General features: G+C 70.8%; 14 protein-coding genes. 13 read left to right on the top strand and 1 reads right to left on the bottom strand.

From position 1 onward, the window contains the following. Window positions 1–3: 3 nt before the first annotated feature. The 5 genes from KBX50_RS13890 (at window position 4) to KBX50_RS13870 (ending at window position 4,080) form a co-directional block, all read left to right on the top strand. Window positions 4–933 carry an aldose 1-epimerase family protein gene (locus tag KBX50_RS13890; protein WP_210937453.1) on the top strand — a complete coding sequence of 310 codons (930 nt, stop codon included), beginning with the start codon at window positions 4–6 and terminating at the stop codon, window positions 931–933. Between the two features lie 41 nt (window positions 934–974). Then, a complete protein-coding gene (locus KBX50_RS13885) occupies window positions 975–1,577 on the top strand; it encodes a nitroreductase family protein (RefSeq protein WP_210937452.1) in 603 nt (200 codons plus the stop codon). Between the two features lie 189 nt (window positions 1,578–1,766). Next, on the top strand, window positions 1,767–2,072 hold the full coding sequence (locus KBX50_RS13880) for a type II toxin-antitoxin system VapB family antitoxin (protein ID WP_111214238.1): 306 nt from the start codon (window positions 1,767–1,769) through the stop codon (window positions 2,070–2,072). Further along, on the top strand, window positions 2,069–3,229 hold the full coding sequence (locus tag KBX50_RS13875) for an acyl-CoA dehydrogenase family protein (RefSeq protein ID WP_210937451.1): 1,161 nt from the start codon (window positions 2,069–2,071) through the stop codon (window positions 3,227–3,229). Before KBX50_RS13880 ends, KBX50_RS13875 begins: the two co-directional genes overlap by 4 nt. Window positions 3,230–3,327: 98 nt before the next feature. Next, window positions 3,328–4,080 carry a DUF4230 domain-containing protein gene (locus KBX50_RS13870; RefSeq protein ID WP_210937450.1) on the top strand — a complete coding sequence of 251 codons (753 nt, stop codon included), beginning with the start codon at window positions 3,328–3,330 and terminating at the stop codon, window positions 4,078–4,080. Window positions 4,081–4,380: 300 nt separating this feature from the next. On the opposite strand, the gene KBX50_RS13865 is transcribed toward KBX50_RS13870, so the two are convergent. After that, window positions 4,381–4,587 carry a PspC domain-containing protein gene (locus KBX50_RS13865; RefSeq protein ID WP_210937449.1) on the bottom strand — a complete coding sequence of 69 codons (207 nt, stop codon included), beginning with the start codon at window positions 4,585–4,587 and terminating at the stop codon, window positions 4,381–4,383. 423 nt (window positions 4,588–5,010) lie between these two features. On the opposite strand from KBX50_RS13865, the gene KBX50_RS13860 reads away from it, so the two are divergent. From KBX50_RS13860 to KBX50_RS13825, 8 genes are all read left to right on the top strand, one after another. Beyond that, on the top strand, window positions 5,011–6,420 hold the full coding sequence (locus KBX50_RS13860; RefSeq protein WP_210937448.1) for an L-serine ammonia-lyase: 1,410 nt from the start codon (window positions 5,011–5,013) through the stop codon (window positions 6,418–6,420). 118 nt (window positions 6,421–6,538) lie between these two features. After that, window positions 6,539–7,366, top strand: a complete 828-nt coding sequence (locus tag KBX50_RS13855; protein ID WP_210937447.1) for an ABC transporter permease — start codon at window positions 6,539–6,541, stop codon at window positions 7,364–7,366. Next, window positions 7,366–8,112, top strand: coding sequence for an ABC transporter ATP-binding protein (locus KBX50_RS13850; protein WP_210937446.1), 747 nt, complete (start codon window positions 7,366–7,368; stop codon window positions 8,110–8,112). The genes KBX50_RS13855 and KBX50_RS13850 overlap by 1 nt, the downstream gene beginning before the upstream one ends. After that, window positions 8,109–10,187, top strand: a complete 2,079-nt coding sequence (locus KBX50_RS13845; protein ID WP_210937445.1) for a DUF5941 domain-containing protein — start codon at window positions 8,109–8,111, stop codon at window positions 10,185–10,187. The genes KBX50_RS13850 and KBX50_RS13845 overlap by 4 nt, the downstream gene beginning before the upstream one ends. A 15-nt stretch (window positions 10,188–10,202) precedes the next feature. Next, complete coding sequence (locus KBX50_RS13840; RefSeq protein WP_210937444.1) at window positions 10,203–12,392, top strand: bifunctional glycosyltransferase family 2 protein/CDP-glycerol:glycerophosphate glycerophosphotransferase; 2,190 nt, start codon at window positions 10,203–10,205, stop codon at window positions 12,390–12,392. A 145-nt stretch (window positions 12,393–12,537) separates the two neighbouring features. Continuing rightward, the gene (locus tag KBX50_RS13835) at window positions 12,538–13,839 is read left to right on the top strand and encodes an ABC transporter ATP-binding protein (protein ID WP_210937443.1); all 1,302 of its coding nucleotides are present in this window, start codon (window positions 12,538–12,540) and stop codon (window positions 13,837–13,839) included. Between the two features lie 236 nt (window positions 13,840–14,075). Beyond that, on the top strand, window positions 14,076–14,540 hold the full coding sequence (locus KBX50_RS13830) for a DUF4442 domain-containing protein (RefSeq protein WP_210937442.1): 465 nt from the start codon (window positions 14,076–14,078) through the stop codon (window positions 14,538–14,540). A gap of 799 nt (window positions 14,541–15,339) precedes the next feature. Then, the gene (locus KBX50_RS13825; RefSeq protein WP_210937441.1) at window positions 15,340–15,924 is read left to right on the top strand and encodes a hypothetical protein; all 585 of its coding nucleotides are present in this window, start codon (window positions 15,340–15,342) and stop codon (window positions 15,922–15,924) included.

The raw sequence follows: 15,924 nt of genomic DNA, 5'->3' as shown, positions 1-15,924 counted from the left end.
CGAATGGACAGCCGCGATCCGCTTCCCCTGTCGGGAGCGCAGTGGAGCATCTCAGCCGCCGGCCACGAGGCGGTCATCGTCGAGCTGGGCGGCGGGCTCCGCGCCTACCGCCAGGACGGGGTCGAGCATCTCGACGGGTACGCCACCGACGAGGTGTGCCCGGGCTCGGCGGGGCAGGTGCTGGCACCCTGGCCGAACCGGATCCGCGACGGCGTCTACACCTTCGCCGGGCAGTCGAGGCAGCTGAATCTGACCGAGCCGGAGCGGCACAACGCCATCCATGGCCTGGTGAACTGGGCATCGTGGCACCTGATCGAGCAGCGGCCGGACGAGGTCACGGTCGGCTACGACCTGCTGCCACAGCCTGGTTACCCGTGGCCGCTGCGGCTGCGTACCAGGTGGATCGTGGGCGCCGACGGGTTGCGCGCCGAGCACGACGTCACGAACGTCGGCACCGAGACGGTGCCCTTCGGCTTCTCCGTGCACCCGTACCTGCAACTGCCGGGGGTGTCCGTGGAGGACATCGCGCTGCGCGTACCCGGCCGGTCCCGGCTGCTGCTGGACGGTCGGCTGCTACCGGTCGGCGCGGCCGCGGTGGCCGGTACCGAGTACGACTACACCGAGCCGCGTCGCATCGGTGAGGCCGTCCTGGATCTCGCCTTCGGGCAGGTGAACCGGGACGCCGACGGCAGCTCCTCGGTGACGCTGACCGGGCCGGACTCCTCGACCGGGCTACGGATCTGGGCCGACGACCAGTTCGGCTGGTGGCAGGTCTTCACCGGTGACACGCTGACCGGCGAGCGGTTCCGCCGGTCGGTGGCGGTGGAGCCGATGACCTGCCCGCCGGATGCGTTCCGCTCCGGCCGGGATCTCATCACCCTGGCGCCGGGTGACACCTGGCGCGGGAGCTGGGGCATTCGGCCGGGTGGCTGAGCGTCCGGTCGCGGACCGGGCGGGCACGTGAGGAGTACGGCGTGGAGTTCGCGGAGGTCGTCCGGCGGCGCCGGATGGTGCGCAACTACGACCCGGACCGGCCGGTCCCGCCGGAGGTGGTGGAACGGCTGCTGGAGCACGCGGTGCGGGCCCCGTCTGCCGGGTTCTCACAGGGGTGGGGCTTCCTGGTGCTGGAGTCGCCGGAGGACCGGGAGCGTTTCTGGGCCGCCAGCACCCCGGAGGGCGGCGGGATGCAGCGGTGGCTGACCGGGATGCGTCGGGCACCGTTGATCGTGGTGCCGCACGCCAACCGCTCGGTCTACCTGGAGCGGTACGCGGAGCCGGACAAGGGTTGGGCTGACCGGTCGACGGATCGTTGGCCGGTGCCCTACTGGTACGTCGACACCGGCTTCGCCGCACTGCTGATGATGCTCACCGCCGTGGACGAGGGGCTGGGTTGCTGTTTCTTCGGCATCCCGCCGCAGCGGTTGGCGTCCTACCGGGAGGCGTTCGGTGTGCCGGAGGCGTACCACCCGATCGGTGCCCTCACTGTCGGTTACAGAGCCGCCGACCACCGGTCACCATCGCTGCGTCGCGGACGCCGTCCGGTGGACGAGGTCGTCCGGCGGGGGCGGTGGAGCTGACCCGAACCGGTGGTTTCGTCCGGTTGAGAACCGGACGACCGGTGGCGAAACTGGCATCAGGGAGCAGAACGTGGGGTGCGGGGTCCGGCTACGCTGGCACGGTCATCGGCGCCGCAGGTCGCGGTGCCGTGCCGCGACCCGGCCCGGCGTCGTGGTACCGGCTGGCCAGGGGGAGGGGAGCGTGCCGTCGTGATCTTCAGAGCGGTCCGGGACGGGCGTCCCTATCCGGAACACAACCTGACCCTGAAGCAGTGGGCGGAGATTCCGCCCCGCCCACTGCGCCTGGATCAGCTCATCACCACCAAGCGCGAGCTGGCGCTGGACAAGCTCCTCGCCGAGGACTCCACCTTCTACGGTGACCTGTTTCCGCACGTCGTGCAGTGGAACGGTGGTCTCTACCTGGAAGACGGTCTGCACCGGGCGCTGCGTGCCGCGCTGCAACAGCGCAACCAGATCCACGCCCGGGTGCTCGTGCTCGCCGAGGCGGTCGAGTGACTCCGGTTGACCTGCTCGACCTGGATGCGTCGCTGACCGAGGAGGAGCGGGCGATCCGCGCCGTCGTGCGTCAGGTGGTCGACGACCTGGTCCGCCCGCACGTCGCCGGCTGGTACGAGGCCGGTCAGGTGCCGGCCCGCGACCTGGCCCGCGAGTTCGGCAAGCTCGGCCTGCTCGGCATGCACCTGACCGGGTACGGCTGTGCCGGCTCGACGGCCGTCGCGTACGGGCTGGCCTGCCTGGAACTGGAGGCCGGTGACTCCGGTGTCCGGTCGCTGGTCTCGGTGCAGGGCTCACTGGCCATGTACGCGATCTGGCGCTACGGCAGCGAGGAGCAGAAGCAGCGCTGGCTGCCGGCGATGGCGGCCGGCGAGGCGATCGGCTCGTTCGGACTGACCGAGCCGGACCACGGCTCCGACCCGGGGTCGATGTCCACCCGGGCACGCCGCGAGGGCGACGACTGGGTGCTCGACGGCAGCAAGATGTGGATCACCAATGCGCCGATCGCCGACGTGGCGGTGATCTGGGCGCGCACCGACTCCGGGGTGCGGGGCTTCGTCGTACCGATGGACACGCCGGGGGTGACGGCGCGGGAGATCACTCGAAAGATGTCGCTGCGTGCGTCGCTGACCGGAGAGATCTCCCTCGACGACGTCCGGCTGCCGGCGGACGCGCAACTGCCCGATGCCACCGGCTTGAAGGCACCGCTGAGCTGCCTGACCGAGGCCCGGCACGGCATCGTCTGGGGTGCCCTCGGCGCGGCCCGCGACTGCCTGGAAACCGCGCTCACGTACGCGACCACCCGCACCCAGTTCGGGCGGCCGCTGGCCGGCTTTCAGCTCACCCAGGCCAAGCTCGCCGACATGGCGGTCGAGTGGAACAAGGGCTATCTGCTGGCCCTCCAGCTCGGCCGGCTGGCCGACGCCGGAAAGCTGCGCCCGGAGCAGGTCAGCGTCGGCAAACTGAACAACGTACGGGAGGCGTTGGCCATCGCCCGGCAGTGCCGGACCATCCTCGGCGCCAACGGGGTTTCCGGGGACTATCCGGTGATGCGGCACGCCAACAACCTGGAGAGCGTGCTGACCTACGAGGGCACCTCGGAGATCCACCAGTTGGTCGTCGGGCAGCGGCTCACCGGGGTCTCCGCGTTCACCTGACCCTGGCCGGGTCCATCTGACGGGCTCGACGAGCGGCTGTCGTACGTTGGGCTTACCGTCATCAACAGAGACCGCGTCTGACGAGGACGGTGAGGGCGATGGCACGCGACGGCGACATCAACGAGCCCACCAGCAGGTTTGCCGACCACGGGTCGGGCGATGTGCTCACGGACGCCCCGGACACACCACCGCCGGCCCCGCAGTCAGGTGGCGGAGCGGTCCGTGCCCTGCTCTGGGTGCTCGGCGCCGCGGCGCTCGCGGTGGTGGTGCTGCTCGGCGTGCAGACCACCGGGATCCTGCCCGAGTTCCGCAACCCGTTCACCAAGGAACAGACCGACCGCACGCAGCCGGCACTGCTCGAGTCGATGCAGGATCTCAGCCGCTACGTGGCCGCCGAGGGCAACTTCCAGGTCGTGGTCGACCTGCAGAACGACCGGCGCAATGTGCCGGACTGGCTGCTCAACCAGCGGACCTTGTTCGTCGGGTCAGGCAGCGTCGAGGCGTACGTCGACTTCGGCACGCTCACCGAGGGGGCGATCGTGCAGTCGGCCGACGGGAAGTCGGTCGAGATCAGGCTGCCGGCACCGCAGCTGGCCGAGACCAACCTCGACCTGGAGAAGAGCTACGTCTTCGCGGAGGAGCGCGGCCTGCTCAACCGCGTCGGTGACCTGATCGGCGGTGACCCGAACCGGCAGCAGGAGGTCTACCGGCTGGCCGAGGACCGGATCACCGCGGCGGCCCGGGACAGCGGCCTGAATGCCCGCGCCGAGGAGAACACCCGCAAGATGCTGGAAGGGCTGCTCCGCTCGCTCGGCTTCGAACAGGTCAACGTCACCTACATCGCCCCCTGACAACCTCCCACCCCCACCCCCACGCCCGCCCCGCCCCACCGTGAGCCGCCCCGGGCAGCCCCCTCCGCCGCCGCCGACAAGGCCGCCCCCTTCGCAGGCGACCAGCCCAGCGTGGTGGCATGCCCACCGTCGGCGAGGGCGCGCAGCGCTCCCCCGTAGCTGGGCGTGCAACTTCAAGTCTGTTGCTGTATCCGACGCGCGGCAGGCAGCAACCCTGAAGTTGCACCGGCTTGCGGCTTGCGGCGTGGGGGGCGGGGTGTGGGGTGTGGGGTGCGCGGCGTGGGAGTGAGGGGAAGGGGGCTAGTGGCCGGGTGCCAGGTGGCGGTCCTCGTTGGGCATGATGATCCAGAGCGCCAGGTAGACGATCACCTGGGTGCCCGGGAGCAGGAGCGACAGCAGGAACAGCAGCCTGATCAACCCGGCCGAGGTGCCGAACCGGCGGGCCAGGCCGGCGCAGACGCCAGCGAGCATGCGCCCCTGGCGGGGCCGGACGAGTTTGCGACTCATTCGTGTCACTTCCCCTCTGCGGCTCTCCGCCGCTGCTGGATTCAACGCTAGGCACGGATGGCCGCCCTGACCTCGGTCGGGAGGAGGAAGGCCACCCTGCTGACCCGTAGGTGCTTACCCGCGTGGGTTCCGGACGACGCCTGCCGTCGGGATCAGGGGTGACGGCGATGCCGCGATTGGTGTCGAGTTGGACCGTCTGCGCTATCGCGGGTGTGATTCGTCTGCGCCGTCAGCTCGACAGCGCTCGCACGTCGGTCATGGTCGCGTCCTGGGTAGTAGGCTCGCCGGTCGGACGCCCGCACCCGGGCGTCACCAGGGCCGGACCGCAGCGAGGACCGGCCACGACCGGTCGGGTCCGCAGCACGGAGCCGACCATGACCGGCCGCTGACCGGTGATCCCGGCGACGGCGAGAAGGCACAGTCATGATCAGCGTGTTCGACCTGTTCAGTGTGGGTATCGGGCCATCCAGTTCGCACACCGTGGGGCCGATGCGGGCGGCGCGGACCTTCGTCGCCGGGCTCAAGGCCGACGGTTTGCTCACCGGCACCGCCCGGGTGCGGGCCGAGTTGTTCGGCTCCCTCGGCGCCACCGGGCACGGGCACGGCAGCGACCGGGCGGTGCTGCTCGGCCTGGCCGGCGAGGATCCCGAGACGGTCGACACGGACGGCGTCGAGGCGCGGGTGGGCCAGATCCGGGCGGAGCACCGGCTGTCCCTGTCCGGCACCCACGAGATCGACTTTGACCCGGAGCGGGATCTGACGCTGCACCGCCGCCGATCGTTGCCGTACCACCCGAATGGGATGATCTTTTCGGCGTACGACGCGGGCGGGGTCGAGGTGCGGACGCGTACCTACTACTCCGTGGGTGGCGGGTTCGTGGTGGACGAGGCCGCGGCCGGGGCGGACCGGATCAAACCGGACAGCACCCCGGTCCGGTACCCGTTCCTCACCGGCGCGCAACTGCTCGACGTGACCGCCGCGACCGGGCTTTCCATCAGCGAGGTCATGCTCGCCAACGAGGTGTCCTGGCGGGCCGAGGCGGACGTCCGAGCCGGGTTGCTCGACATCTGGCGGGTCATGCGGGAGTGCGTCGAGCGTGGCTGCACCCGCGATGGCACCCTGCCCGGCGGCCTGAAGGTGCGCCGCCGCGCCGCCGAGCTGCGTCGCAGTCTGGAGGCTGACGCCGCCCCGGCCGCGACTGCACCCGGCGGACCGGTAGCGGGCGCCGGTGGGGATCCGCTGCACGTGATGGACTGGGTGACGCTGTTCGCGCTGGCCGTCAACGAGGAGAACGCGGCCGGCGGCCGGGTGGTGACCGCGCCGACCAACGGGGCGGCCGGGATCATCCCGGCGGTACTGCACTACTACACCCGGTTCGTGCCGGGCGCCTCCGAGGAGGGAGTGGTGCGTTTCCTGCTGGCGGCCGGCGCCATCGGGGTGCTGTTCAAGGAGAACGCGTCCATCTCCGGCGCGGAGGTGGGCTGCCAGGGGGAGGTCGGTTCGGCCTGTTCGATGGCCGCTGCCGGGCTGGCTGAGGCGCTGGGCGGCACGCCGGCCCAGGTGGAGAACGCGGCCGAGATCGGCATGGAGCACAACCTGGGACTGACCTGCGACCCGGTGGGTGGCCTGGTGCAGATCCCGTGCATCGAGCGCAACGCGGTGGCTAGCATCAAGGCGATCACCGCCGCCCGGCTGGCGCTGCGTGGCGACGGGGTGCACGCCGTCTCGCTCGACAAGGTCATCAAGACCATGCGGGAGACCGGTGCCGACATGAAGGTCAAGTACAAGGAGACGGCGCGCGGTGGCCTGGCTGTCAACGTGATCGAGTGCTGAGCGCTCGTGGGGCAGCGTTCACCGGCTGCTAACCTGTCGTCCGTTTAGCACGGCCGGCAGCAGGGCGGTGGAGGCGAGGCGGGTCCTGGCCGAGGCTCTTACCAGGCGGGAGACGGCGGTGACCTCTGGCGTCGGGGCGTTGTGGTCGCACCGCAACTCGCTGCGCATCCTGGTCCGGCGCGACCTGGCGGTGAAGTACCAGCAGTCGGTGCTGGGTTACCTCTGGTCGTTGATCGAGCCGCTGGGCATGGGCGCTATCTACTGGTTCGTCTTCGGCGTGCTCTACTCCCGCGACACCAACCGGTATCTCGGCGAGGCCGCCGGGTCGTACCCGCTGTTCCTGATCACCGGGATCTTCGCCTGGATGTGGACCAGCTCGGCGCTGAGCGAGGCCACCCACGCACTCACCGGCCAGGCCCGGTTGATCACCACGATGAACGTCCCCCGGCAGGTCTTCCCGATCGGCCGGGTCGCCGGCCGCTTCGCCGAGTACGCTGCCGGCCTGCCGATCCTCGCCGCCATCGCGGTCTGGTACGCGGCGCAGGGCCGGATCGAACCAGGTTGGTCGCTGCTCGCCCTGCCGCTTGCGGTGCTGGTGCAGGCGATCCTGCTGATCGGGCTGGCGTTGCTGCTGTCGGCGTTCAACGTGCTGATGCGCGACGTGGAGCGGTTCATGCGCCTGGTCATCCGGGTGCTCTTCTACGCCACGCCGATCATCTACCCGCTGAGCCTGGTCCACGACTCCGGCCTGCCGGGCTGGGTCCGGGTGACCTACGAACTCAACCCGCTGGTCGGCATCTTCCAGCTGCACCACGCGGTGTGGTACCCGGACGAGTTCCCGGGTGCCCGACTGCTCGCCACCACCGTCGGCATCAGCGTGCTGCTGCTCGTGGCCGGCTGGTGGGCCTTCCGCCGGCTCGAACCCGCCGTGCTCAAGGAACTCTGATGAGTGAGGCGATCATCGAGGCGGAGGGCCTCGGCATCCGGTTCGTCCGCAACCGCCGCCGGCAGTTGCGGCTGCGGGAGCTGTTCATCCACCGGGGTACGCGGGGTGCCGCCGACGGCCGGTTCTGGCCGCTGCGCGACGTCTCCTTCGCGATCGCGCCGGGGGAGACCGTCGGGGTGGTCGGCCGCAACGGCACCGGCAAGAGCACCCTGCTACGGCTGATCGCCGGGGTGCTGATCCCCGACGAGGGGCGGATCCGGGTCTCCGGCGACGTCGCGCCGCTGCTGGAACTCTCCGCCGGCTTCTCCAACGACCTGACCGGCCGGGAGAACCTGTACCTGGTGGGCGGCCTGCACGGGCTCTCGTCGGGCTATCTGAAACGGCACTTCGACGACATCGTCTCGTTCGCCGGTGAGCAGGTGGAACGGGCCATCGACACCTCGGTACGCCACTACTCGTCCGGCATGAAGGTGCGGCTCGGCTTCGCGATCATCTCGCACCTGCCGCACCCGATCCTGCTGATGGACGAGGTGACGGCGGTCGGCGACGCCGAGTTCCGGGAAAAGTGCTACACGACCATCGATCGGCTGCTCGGGGAGGGGCGCACTCTGGTGCTGGTGTCACACAACGAAAAGGATCTGACCCGGTTCTGCCGTCGGGGGCTCTACCTCGACGCGGGTCGGCTGAGCGTCGACGGCACGATCGCCGAGGCGCTGGCCGCGTACCACGACGCGGTTCCCCGGTGACCCTCGCGATCGTGCTCGCCGCCGGATCACCGGCCGCGAGCCTGCCGACGGGCACCGGCGAGAGCACGGGCGAACGGCTGGCCAGTCAGTGGCGCCAAGCCGGGGCGGCCGAGGTGCGGGTGGCCGCCGACCTGGACGAGCTGGCCGAACTGGCCGGCTCGGCGACCGGCCTGGTGGTGATCAGCGGGGCCGACCTGGTCGCCCACACGGCCGTACTGCGTCACCTGCTGACCAGTCCGGTCGGGCCGACCGTGGCGCTGGTGCTTACCGATCCGCCCAGCGATGGACGGACGGTGTTGCGCGAGGAGCGCGGCCAGGTGGTTGAAGCGGGCCGCCCCGAACAGTTGGTGGGAGGTGCGGCCACCGGCATCTTCGGCGGTGCGGTCCGGGTCGGCCGGGAGGACGTACCGGCGCTGGTGGCCGCCGCCCGTGCGGTCGCCGCCGGTCGGCTACCGGCCGGAGCCGTCGCGGTCGAGCTGTTCGAGTCGGCCGGACCGACCGAGCGGGCGGGACCGGTCGAACCGGCCGGGCCGGCCGCCCGCCCGGATGCAGCGGCGGGGCCCGTCGTGGACCAGCTCTTCGCCGCCCTCACCGGGCAGGGCGCGCTGGTCTTCGCGCACCGGGTACGCCTGCTCGTCGCGCACCGGGTCGACGAGGCCGCGGGGCTGGCCCGGGCGGAGGCGGCGGTGGCCGCGGTCGACGAGGACCGGGCCGAGCTGCGGCTGTCGGTGAAGGAGAAGGACGACTTCTTCACCACCTACTTTGTCAGCACCTGGTCGCCGTACGTCACCAAGCTCTGTGCCCGGCTGGGGTTGAGCCCGACGGCGGTGACCATGGTGTCGGTGGCCTTCGCGGTGGCGGCGGCGGCGATGTTCGCCGCCGGTGGCCGGCCGCTGCTGGTCGTCGGGGCGGTGCTGCTCTATCTCGGGTTCGTGCTGGACTGCGTGGACGGCCAGTTGGCCCGCTACACCCGCAACTTCAGCGCCTGGGGCGGCTGGCTGGACACCATGGCCGACCGGGCGAAGGAGTACCTGGTCTACGCCGGGCTCGGTCTCGGCGCGACCCAGGCCGGGTTCCGGTACGGCTGGGCCCTCGCCATCGCCGCGATGACGATGCAGACCGTGCGGCACATGACCGACGCGTGGTACGGCGTGCTGCACGATGAGGCGGCACGCCGGCCGAAGAGCGTCGGTGCTGGTGGCGGCGGCATCGGTGACCGGCTGAACGCCGCGTCGACGCGGGTGCAGGCCGATGCCGGCTCGGTGTCGTACTGGCTCAAGCGCACGGTGGTCTTCCCGATCGGGGAGCGGTGGGCGTTGATCTCGCTGACCGTGGCGCTCTTCGACCAGCGGATCGCCCTGCTAGCGGTGCTGACCTGGGGTGTGCTGGCGTTCGCTTACACCGGCGCGCTGCGTACCCTGCGGGCCCGCTGGATGTGGGTGCCGGTGCTGGACACGCTCGACGCGACCCTGCACCGTGACGACGGCCCGCTGGCCGTCCGGCTACCGGTGCTGCGGCGGCCGGGGCCCCTGGCGCTCGCGGTGGTGGCGGCGCTCGGCGCGGCGATCCTGCTGCTGGTGACGTTGGTGGAGGTCAGCGGGAACGGCGTGCCGCCGTGGCTGCGCTGGGCGGCGGTTCCGCTGGTGCTGCTGTCCCTGCTGGTCGGCGCGGCCGGGGCGCGGGCGGCGCACAACGGGCCGCTGGACTGGCTGGTGCCGGCGGCGTTGCGGACGGCCGAGTTCCTGTTCGCCATCGCGGTCGGCGTGATCGGCGGCGCGCCGCCGTGGCTCATCTTCGGGTACGTCTTCGTGCTCACCCTGCACCACTACGACCTGGTCGCCCGGCTGGAGAAACGGCAGCCCGCACCGCCGCTGCACGCCGCCACGCTCGGCTGGGAGGGGCGTTCGGCGGTACTGGCCCTGGCGGCGATCGCCGGAATCATGAGTATTGGTCTGGCTACACTCGGTATCTACCTGTTGGCCCTGTTCGTGGCGAGCGTGGTGCTGGCCTGGGTGGTCCGGCCGGTACGTGCCGCGCAGGTGCCGGCGGGTGCGGGAGGTCGCGCGACGCGCTGAGGAGGGGCCGGGACGATGACGCTTGTCAGCTTCGTCGTCCCGGCTTTCCGGGTGCAGGGCTACCTGCGGGAATGCCTGGATTCGATCCTCGCCCAACCGGTTGCCGACATTGAGGTGATCGGGGTCGACGACTGCTCACCGGACGGCAGTGGCGACATCCTCGCCGAGTACGCCGAGCGCGACGACCGGGTGACCGCCGTACGCCTGGACCGCAACGTCGGGCTCGGCCCAGCGCGCAACGTCGGGCTGGACCGGGCCGTCGGCGAGTACGTCTGGTTCGTCGACGGTGACGACTGGCTGACGGCGGACTGCCTGGTCGAGGTGGCCGCCCGACTGCGCGAGACCCGCCCGGACGTGCTGCTCGTCGACCACGTACGCGCGCACTGGGACGACACGGTGACCCGCAGCGCCATGGCCGAGGTCTTTCCCGTTCCGCCCGGTCCTGTCACGTTCCGGCTGGTCGAGCGGCCGGAGACGGTGCGACTGCTGCACACCGCGTGGAACCGGCTGGTCCGCCGGCAGTTCCTGGCCGACGTGGGGCTACGCTTCGCACCCGGCTGGTACGAGGATGTCTCCTTCAGCTACCCGACGCTGCTGGCCGCCGACCGGATCGGCGTGCTGGACGTGGTCTGCGTCAACTATCGGCAGCGGCGGGCGGGGGCGATCACGAGGACCCGCGGCGAGCGCCACTTCGACGTGTTCGAGCAGTGGCACCGGGTGTTCCGGGAGTTGGACCGGTTCGGGGCCGAGGAGCTGCGGCCGGCGATCTTCGAGCGGATGATGTGGCACTACCTGGTGGTGCTCGGCAACGGCGACCGGATCGGGCCCGAGCTGCGACCTACCTTCTTTTCCCGGGTCGCCATCGAGCACGCCCGGTTCCGGCCGTCCGACGGGCACCGGGTGCCGGGTGGGGTGGCGGGGCTCAAGCACCGGCTGGTGGCGGCCGGCCGATGGCGTACGTTCAGCGCGTTGCGGGCCGCGAGCCGGGCGGGGGAGACCGTTCGCCGGGTTGCCGGCGGCGCCGGCCGTCGGGTGCTGCCACCGGCCCGGGTCGGGGTACGGCGGGCCCGTGACGCGGTGCTGCGCCAGTACCAGCGGGCCGAGCGGCGTCGGCCGGTGGAGGAGAACCTGGCCGTCTACGCCGCGTACTGGTACCGCGGCTACACCTGCAATCCCGCCGCGATCTACGAAGCAGCGCGCCGGCTCGCACCGCAGGTCCGGGGGGTGTGGATCGTCCGGCGGGACCGGGTGCACACGCTGCCGAAGGGGGTCGAGTACGTGGTCGCGGGCACACCCGCGTACCACCGGGTGCTGGCCCGGGCCCGATGGCTGATCAACAACGTCAACTTCCCGGACTCGGTGCGCAAGCGGCCAGGCACGGTGCACGTGCAGACCCACCACGGCACCCCGGTCAAGGTGATGGGGCTGGACCAGCAGCGCTATCCGCTGGGCGCGGGCGGGATGGACTTCGCCGGTCTGCTGCGCCGGGTGGACCGTTGGGACTACAGCATCACCTCGAACAGCTTCTCCACCCAGATGTGGGAACGCGCCTATCCGGCCGGGTACGCCACTTTGGAGGTGGGCTACCCGCGCAACGACCGGTTGGTCACCGCGGCCCCCGAAGAGGTGCTGCGGCTGCGCGCGGAGCTCGACGCCGGCCTCGGTGAGCAGGTCGTGCTGTACGCGCCGACCCACCGGGAGCATCTGCCCCGGTACCGGCCGCCGTTCGACCCGGAGCGTTTCCTGGACGCGCTCGGCCCCGCCGGCCTGCTGCTGATGCGAAGCCACTACTTCCACGACCGGGACCGGCGGCTGCCACCTCCGGCCGCCCGTGGTCGCCTCCTGGACGTCAGCGCCCATCCCCGGGTCGAGGATCTTTACCTCGCCGCCGACGTGCTGGTCACCGACTACTCGTCGGCGATGTTCGACTACGCCGTCCTGGACCGGCCGATCGTCATCTACGCGCCGGACTGGGACGCCTACCGGCTGACCCGGGGCGTCTACCTGGACATCGTCGCCGAGCCGCCCGGACCGGTGGCCCGGACCTTCACCGAACTGCTCGACGTGTTCCGCTCGGGTGCGCTGCGCGCACCCGACGCCGAGCGGGCTCGGGCCCGCTTCCGGGAGCGGTTCTGCGCCCTGGAGGACGGGCGTGCCGCCGAGCGGGTGGTGCGCCGGGTGTTCCTCGGCGAGAACCCGGCCTGAGTTGGAAGTTCCGCACAATCGCCGCTAATCGATGGAACGTAATAGGTCTGTCACGATTCAAACATGGCACGTTTACCCGATGTGCCATCCGCATGATCCTGGCCACAGTCATTCGGGGTTCCGTGGACGAGGTGGGGAGGAGACGGTGACCACCGTCGCACTCAAGGACGTCACAAAGGTCTTCCGCGACGGCACGGTCGCGGTCGACAGCATCAATCTGGACGTGAACGACGGTGAGTTCATGGTGCTGCTCGGGCCGTCGGGTTGCGGCAAGTCGACGGTGCTGCGGATGGTCGCGGGCCTGGAGGATCCGACCTCCGGGGCGGTGATGCTCAACGGGGAACTGGCCAACGACCTGCCGCCCCGGGAGCGGAAGATCGCGATGGTCTTCCAGGACTTCGCGCTCTACCCGCACATGAGCGTCAACGACAACATCGCCTTCCCGCTCAAGTTGGCCGGGGTCGAGCCGACCCCGCGCGGCGAGCGGGTCACCGACGTGGCCAGCGCCCTCGGCATCGGTGACGTACTGGCCCGGCGCCCCAGCCAGCTCTCCGGTGGGCAGCGGCAGCGGGTCGCGATGGGTCGGGCGATCGTCCGCCGGCCCGGGCTGTTCCTCATGGACGAGCCGTTGTCCAACCTGGACAGCGGCCTGCGCGCGGAGCTGCGGGCGGAGATCTCCGGCCTGACCCGCGAGCTGGGGGTCACCACCATCTACGTGACGCACGACCAGGCCGAGGCGCTGACCATGGCCGACCGGGTCGCCATCATGCGCAAGGGCGTCCTCCAGGACGTGGGCACCCCGACCCAGGTGTACGGCCGGCCGGCGACCCTCTACGTGGCCGCGTTCCTGGGCAGCCCCCGGATGAACCTGCTGGAGGCGTCGGTCTACGTCCACCTCGATCGTTACGTCACGCTCACCCTCGGGGAGCAGGCGCTCTACCTGCCCTGGGACGACATCCGCAGCCGGGCCGTGGCGCACTACCACGGCGAGCGGATCGTGGTCGGGATGCGGGCCGAGGCACTCACCCCGGTCGCTCCGGACACCTCCGGTGACGTGCTCCAGGGTCGCATCCGCTACCTCGAACACCACGGCCACGAGTCGCTCGCCTTCCTCGATATCGGTGCGACCGCCATCATGGTGGACGACATCGGTGCCCCGGCGGACGCGGACACTCCGCCCGGTCAGCGCGGCCTGCGCCGGTTCGGCCAGGTGATGCAGCGGATCACCGGCCGGGCCAACGAGCCGACGACACAAGCGACCAACGGCAGCCGGACCAGCGTGCTGCACGACCCGGGCCGGCACCACCGCCGCCCGGCCGAACTCGCGGTCCGGCTCGCGCCGTACCCCGCCGTCACCGCCGGCCATCCGCTAGCGGTCCAGGTACGGATGGACGCCCTGCACTTCTTCGACGAGCGCGGCGACCGCATCGACGTCGGCTGGCGCTGACCTCCCCCTCCCCCTCCCCCCTGCTCCGTCGATCATGCAGTTGTGGCACTCGATATGCGGCAGAAATGCCCTTTGTCGCGTGCCACAACTGCATGATCAGCGCGCCTTCCTGGCGTACGCCGAAGGAGCTGACCCGATCCGTGGCAGTGCAGGTGCACCGGAGTCGGCGTGTCGGCCGCCTGCACTGCCACGAATGGCTCCTTGCCCAGCAAGTTACCGACGGGTAGCGTCTGGGTATGACCATCGACTCGCGGCAGGTGGCGGCCGGCATGCTTGAGGCGGTGCCCTTCGCCCGTACGCTCGGCTTCGAATTTGTCGAGGTGGCCCCGGAGGCGGGGGGCTCGGTCCGGGCGGTGGTCCGGCTGCCCGACTCGCCGGCCACCCACAACCACATCGGTGGCCCGCACGCCGGGGCCATGTTCACCCTCGGAGAGACGGCCTCCGGTGCGGTGGTGCTCGCCGCGTTCGGTCACCTGCTCGACCGGGCCACGCCGCTGGCGGTCCGGGCGGAGATCGCGTACCGCAAGCTCGCCCTCGGCCCGGTGCGGGCGACGGCGCGGCTCGGCCGCCCGCCGGCCGAGGTGGTCGCGGAGTTGGAGGCCGGCGAGCGACCCGAATTCCCGGTACGCGTGGAGATCGCCACCGAGGAAGGCAAGCCGACCTCGGAGATGACCGTCATCTGGACCCTGCGCCCGAACTGACCACGCAGCTCGCCCTGCCGTTCGGCCCGCAACACCCCCGCCTCAGTCGACCCCAACCTGCCGTAAGTCGCTCCGTCGCGTCCTGGTTGCACGCCCGACATGCCGCAAGTCGGGTGCTTCCGTCCTCATGGCGGCCCGACATGCCGCAACTCGCCCTCTCCCGTCCTGGTGACGGCCCGACATGCGGCATGTCGTCGCTCCCTCCTGTCCTGGTTGCGCGCGGCATGTCGTCGCTCGCTCCTGTCCTGGTCGCGCGCGCGGCATGCGGCATGTTGGGGCTTACTGACTCGGGGATCACCCGACATGCGGCATCCTGTGCCGGGTGCCGGGTGCCGGGTGCCGGGTGCCGGGTGCCGGGTGCCGGGTGCCGGGTGCCGGGTGCCGGGTGCCGGGCGACGGGCGACGGGCGACTGGGATGTCGTCGGGTCGTGCGGCGATGATCGGATTGAGCGCCGCCGCCGAGACCGTTCAGGCTGTCGTCGAGACCGTTGAGGGTCGTCGATGTTGCCGGGACGGGTCCAAGCGTGCTGGAATGGCTCATATCGCCGCAGCGCGGGGGCAAACGCGCTGAGCACGGCCAGCACGGGAGTCACGCAGTGCCGGTTGCGCATCGCTCGGGCGGATGCCTGCGCGCCGCTCACCTGGGCCAGCTTCACCGGTCACACCTATCCGGGCACGGTGTTCCGTTCGTATCACCGGCATGCGTCTTCGCGTCGACCGAGGCGGTCGAGCATCGACACGCCGGAGGCGTCCCAGCGGTCCGCAATGCACAGAACCGGCGACGAGGTGAGAAGCGATCATGATTTCCCGGGAGAGTTTCGCAAGGTGGCTCCGGCACCGCTACGTATGGGCGGCGGCGATCCTGCTGGTGGTGTCGACGGGTGCCGTCGTGCTGGTCAACTCGGCCACCTCGAAATCGGAGCCGCCGGACCTGCATGGGCAGATCATGAACTGGATGCGTACCACCCTGGAACAGGCGGACCCGGAGCAGCACAACCACGCCGGGCACGACATTCAGCAGGTGGCCAACGGTGAGGAGACCAAGCCCGCGGTGATCTGCGGAGTGCACGTCTACGGCTTCGAGCCGGCCGAGGTCACCGTGCTCGCCGACGTGCAGACGGTCTACGGCTTCCACCTCTGCGGGGTCGCCGAGCAGGGGCGCCCCTGGGACTGGGCGGTCAAGCTGGCCGGCCCGGTGATCATCGACATGTCCACCGAACCGGCGGGCATCCAGGTGGTCGAAGCGACCGAGGACACCCGGTTCATTGACCGGCTGCGGCAGATGTTCCCCGCCAAGTACGCGGAACTGGCGGAGAAGGAGGCGCTGGAGGCGTCCGAGATGGCCGACCTGCGCCGCCGGTACGACTCCGCAGCAGGACTCTGA

This window comes from Micromonospora sp. C51, from assembly GCF_018070435.1.
Lineage (GTDB): Bacteria > Actinomycetota > Actinomycetes > Mycobacteriales > Micromonosporaceae > Micromonospora > Micromonospora sediminimaris.
This window is presented reverse-complemented; position numbering and strand designations above follow the sequence as displayed.

Coding starts and splice junctions, on each gene's coding strand:
- KBX50_RS13870 (WP_210937450.1), top strand. CDS start 3,328: ATGGCACGCGACGGCGACATCAACGAGCCCACCAGCAGGTTTGCCGAC.
- KBX50_RS13860 (WP_210937448.1), top strand. CDS start 5,011: ATGATCAGCGTGTTCGACCTGTTCAGTGTGGGTATCGGGCCATCCAGT.
- KBX50_RS13840 (WP_210937444.1), top strand. CDS start 10,203: ATGACGCTTGTCAGCTTCGTCGTCCCGGCTTTCCGGGTGCAGGGCTAC.
- KBX50_RS13890 (WP_210937453.1), top strand. CDS start 4: ATGGACAGCCGCGATCCGCTTCCCCTGTCGGGAGCGCAGTGGAGCATC.
- KBX50_RS13850 (WP_210937446.1), top strand. CDS start 7,366: ATGAGTGAGGCGATCATCGAGGCGGAGGGCCTCGGCATCCGGTTCGTC.
- KBX50_RS13825 (WP_210937441.1), top strand. CDS start 15,340: ATGATTTCCCGGGAGAGTTTCGCAAGGTGGCTCCGGCACCGCTACGTA.
- KBX50_RS13830 (WP_210937442.1), top strand. CDS start 14,076: ATGACCATCGACTCGCGGCAGGTGGCGGCCGGCATGCTTGAGGCGGTG.
- KBX50_RS13865 (WP_210937449.1), bottom strand. CDS start 4,587: ATGAGTCGCAAACTCGTCCGGCCCCGCCAGGGGCGCATGCTCGCTGGC.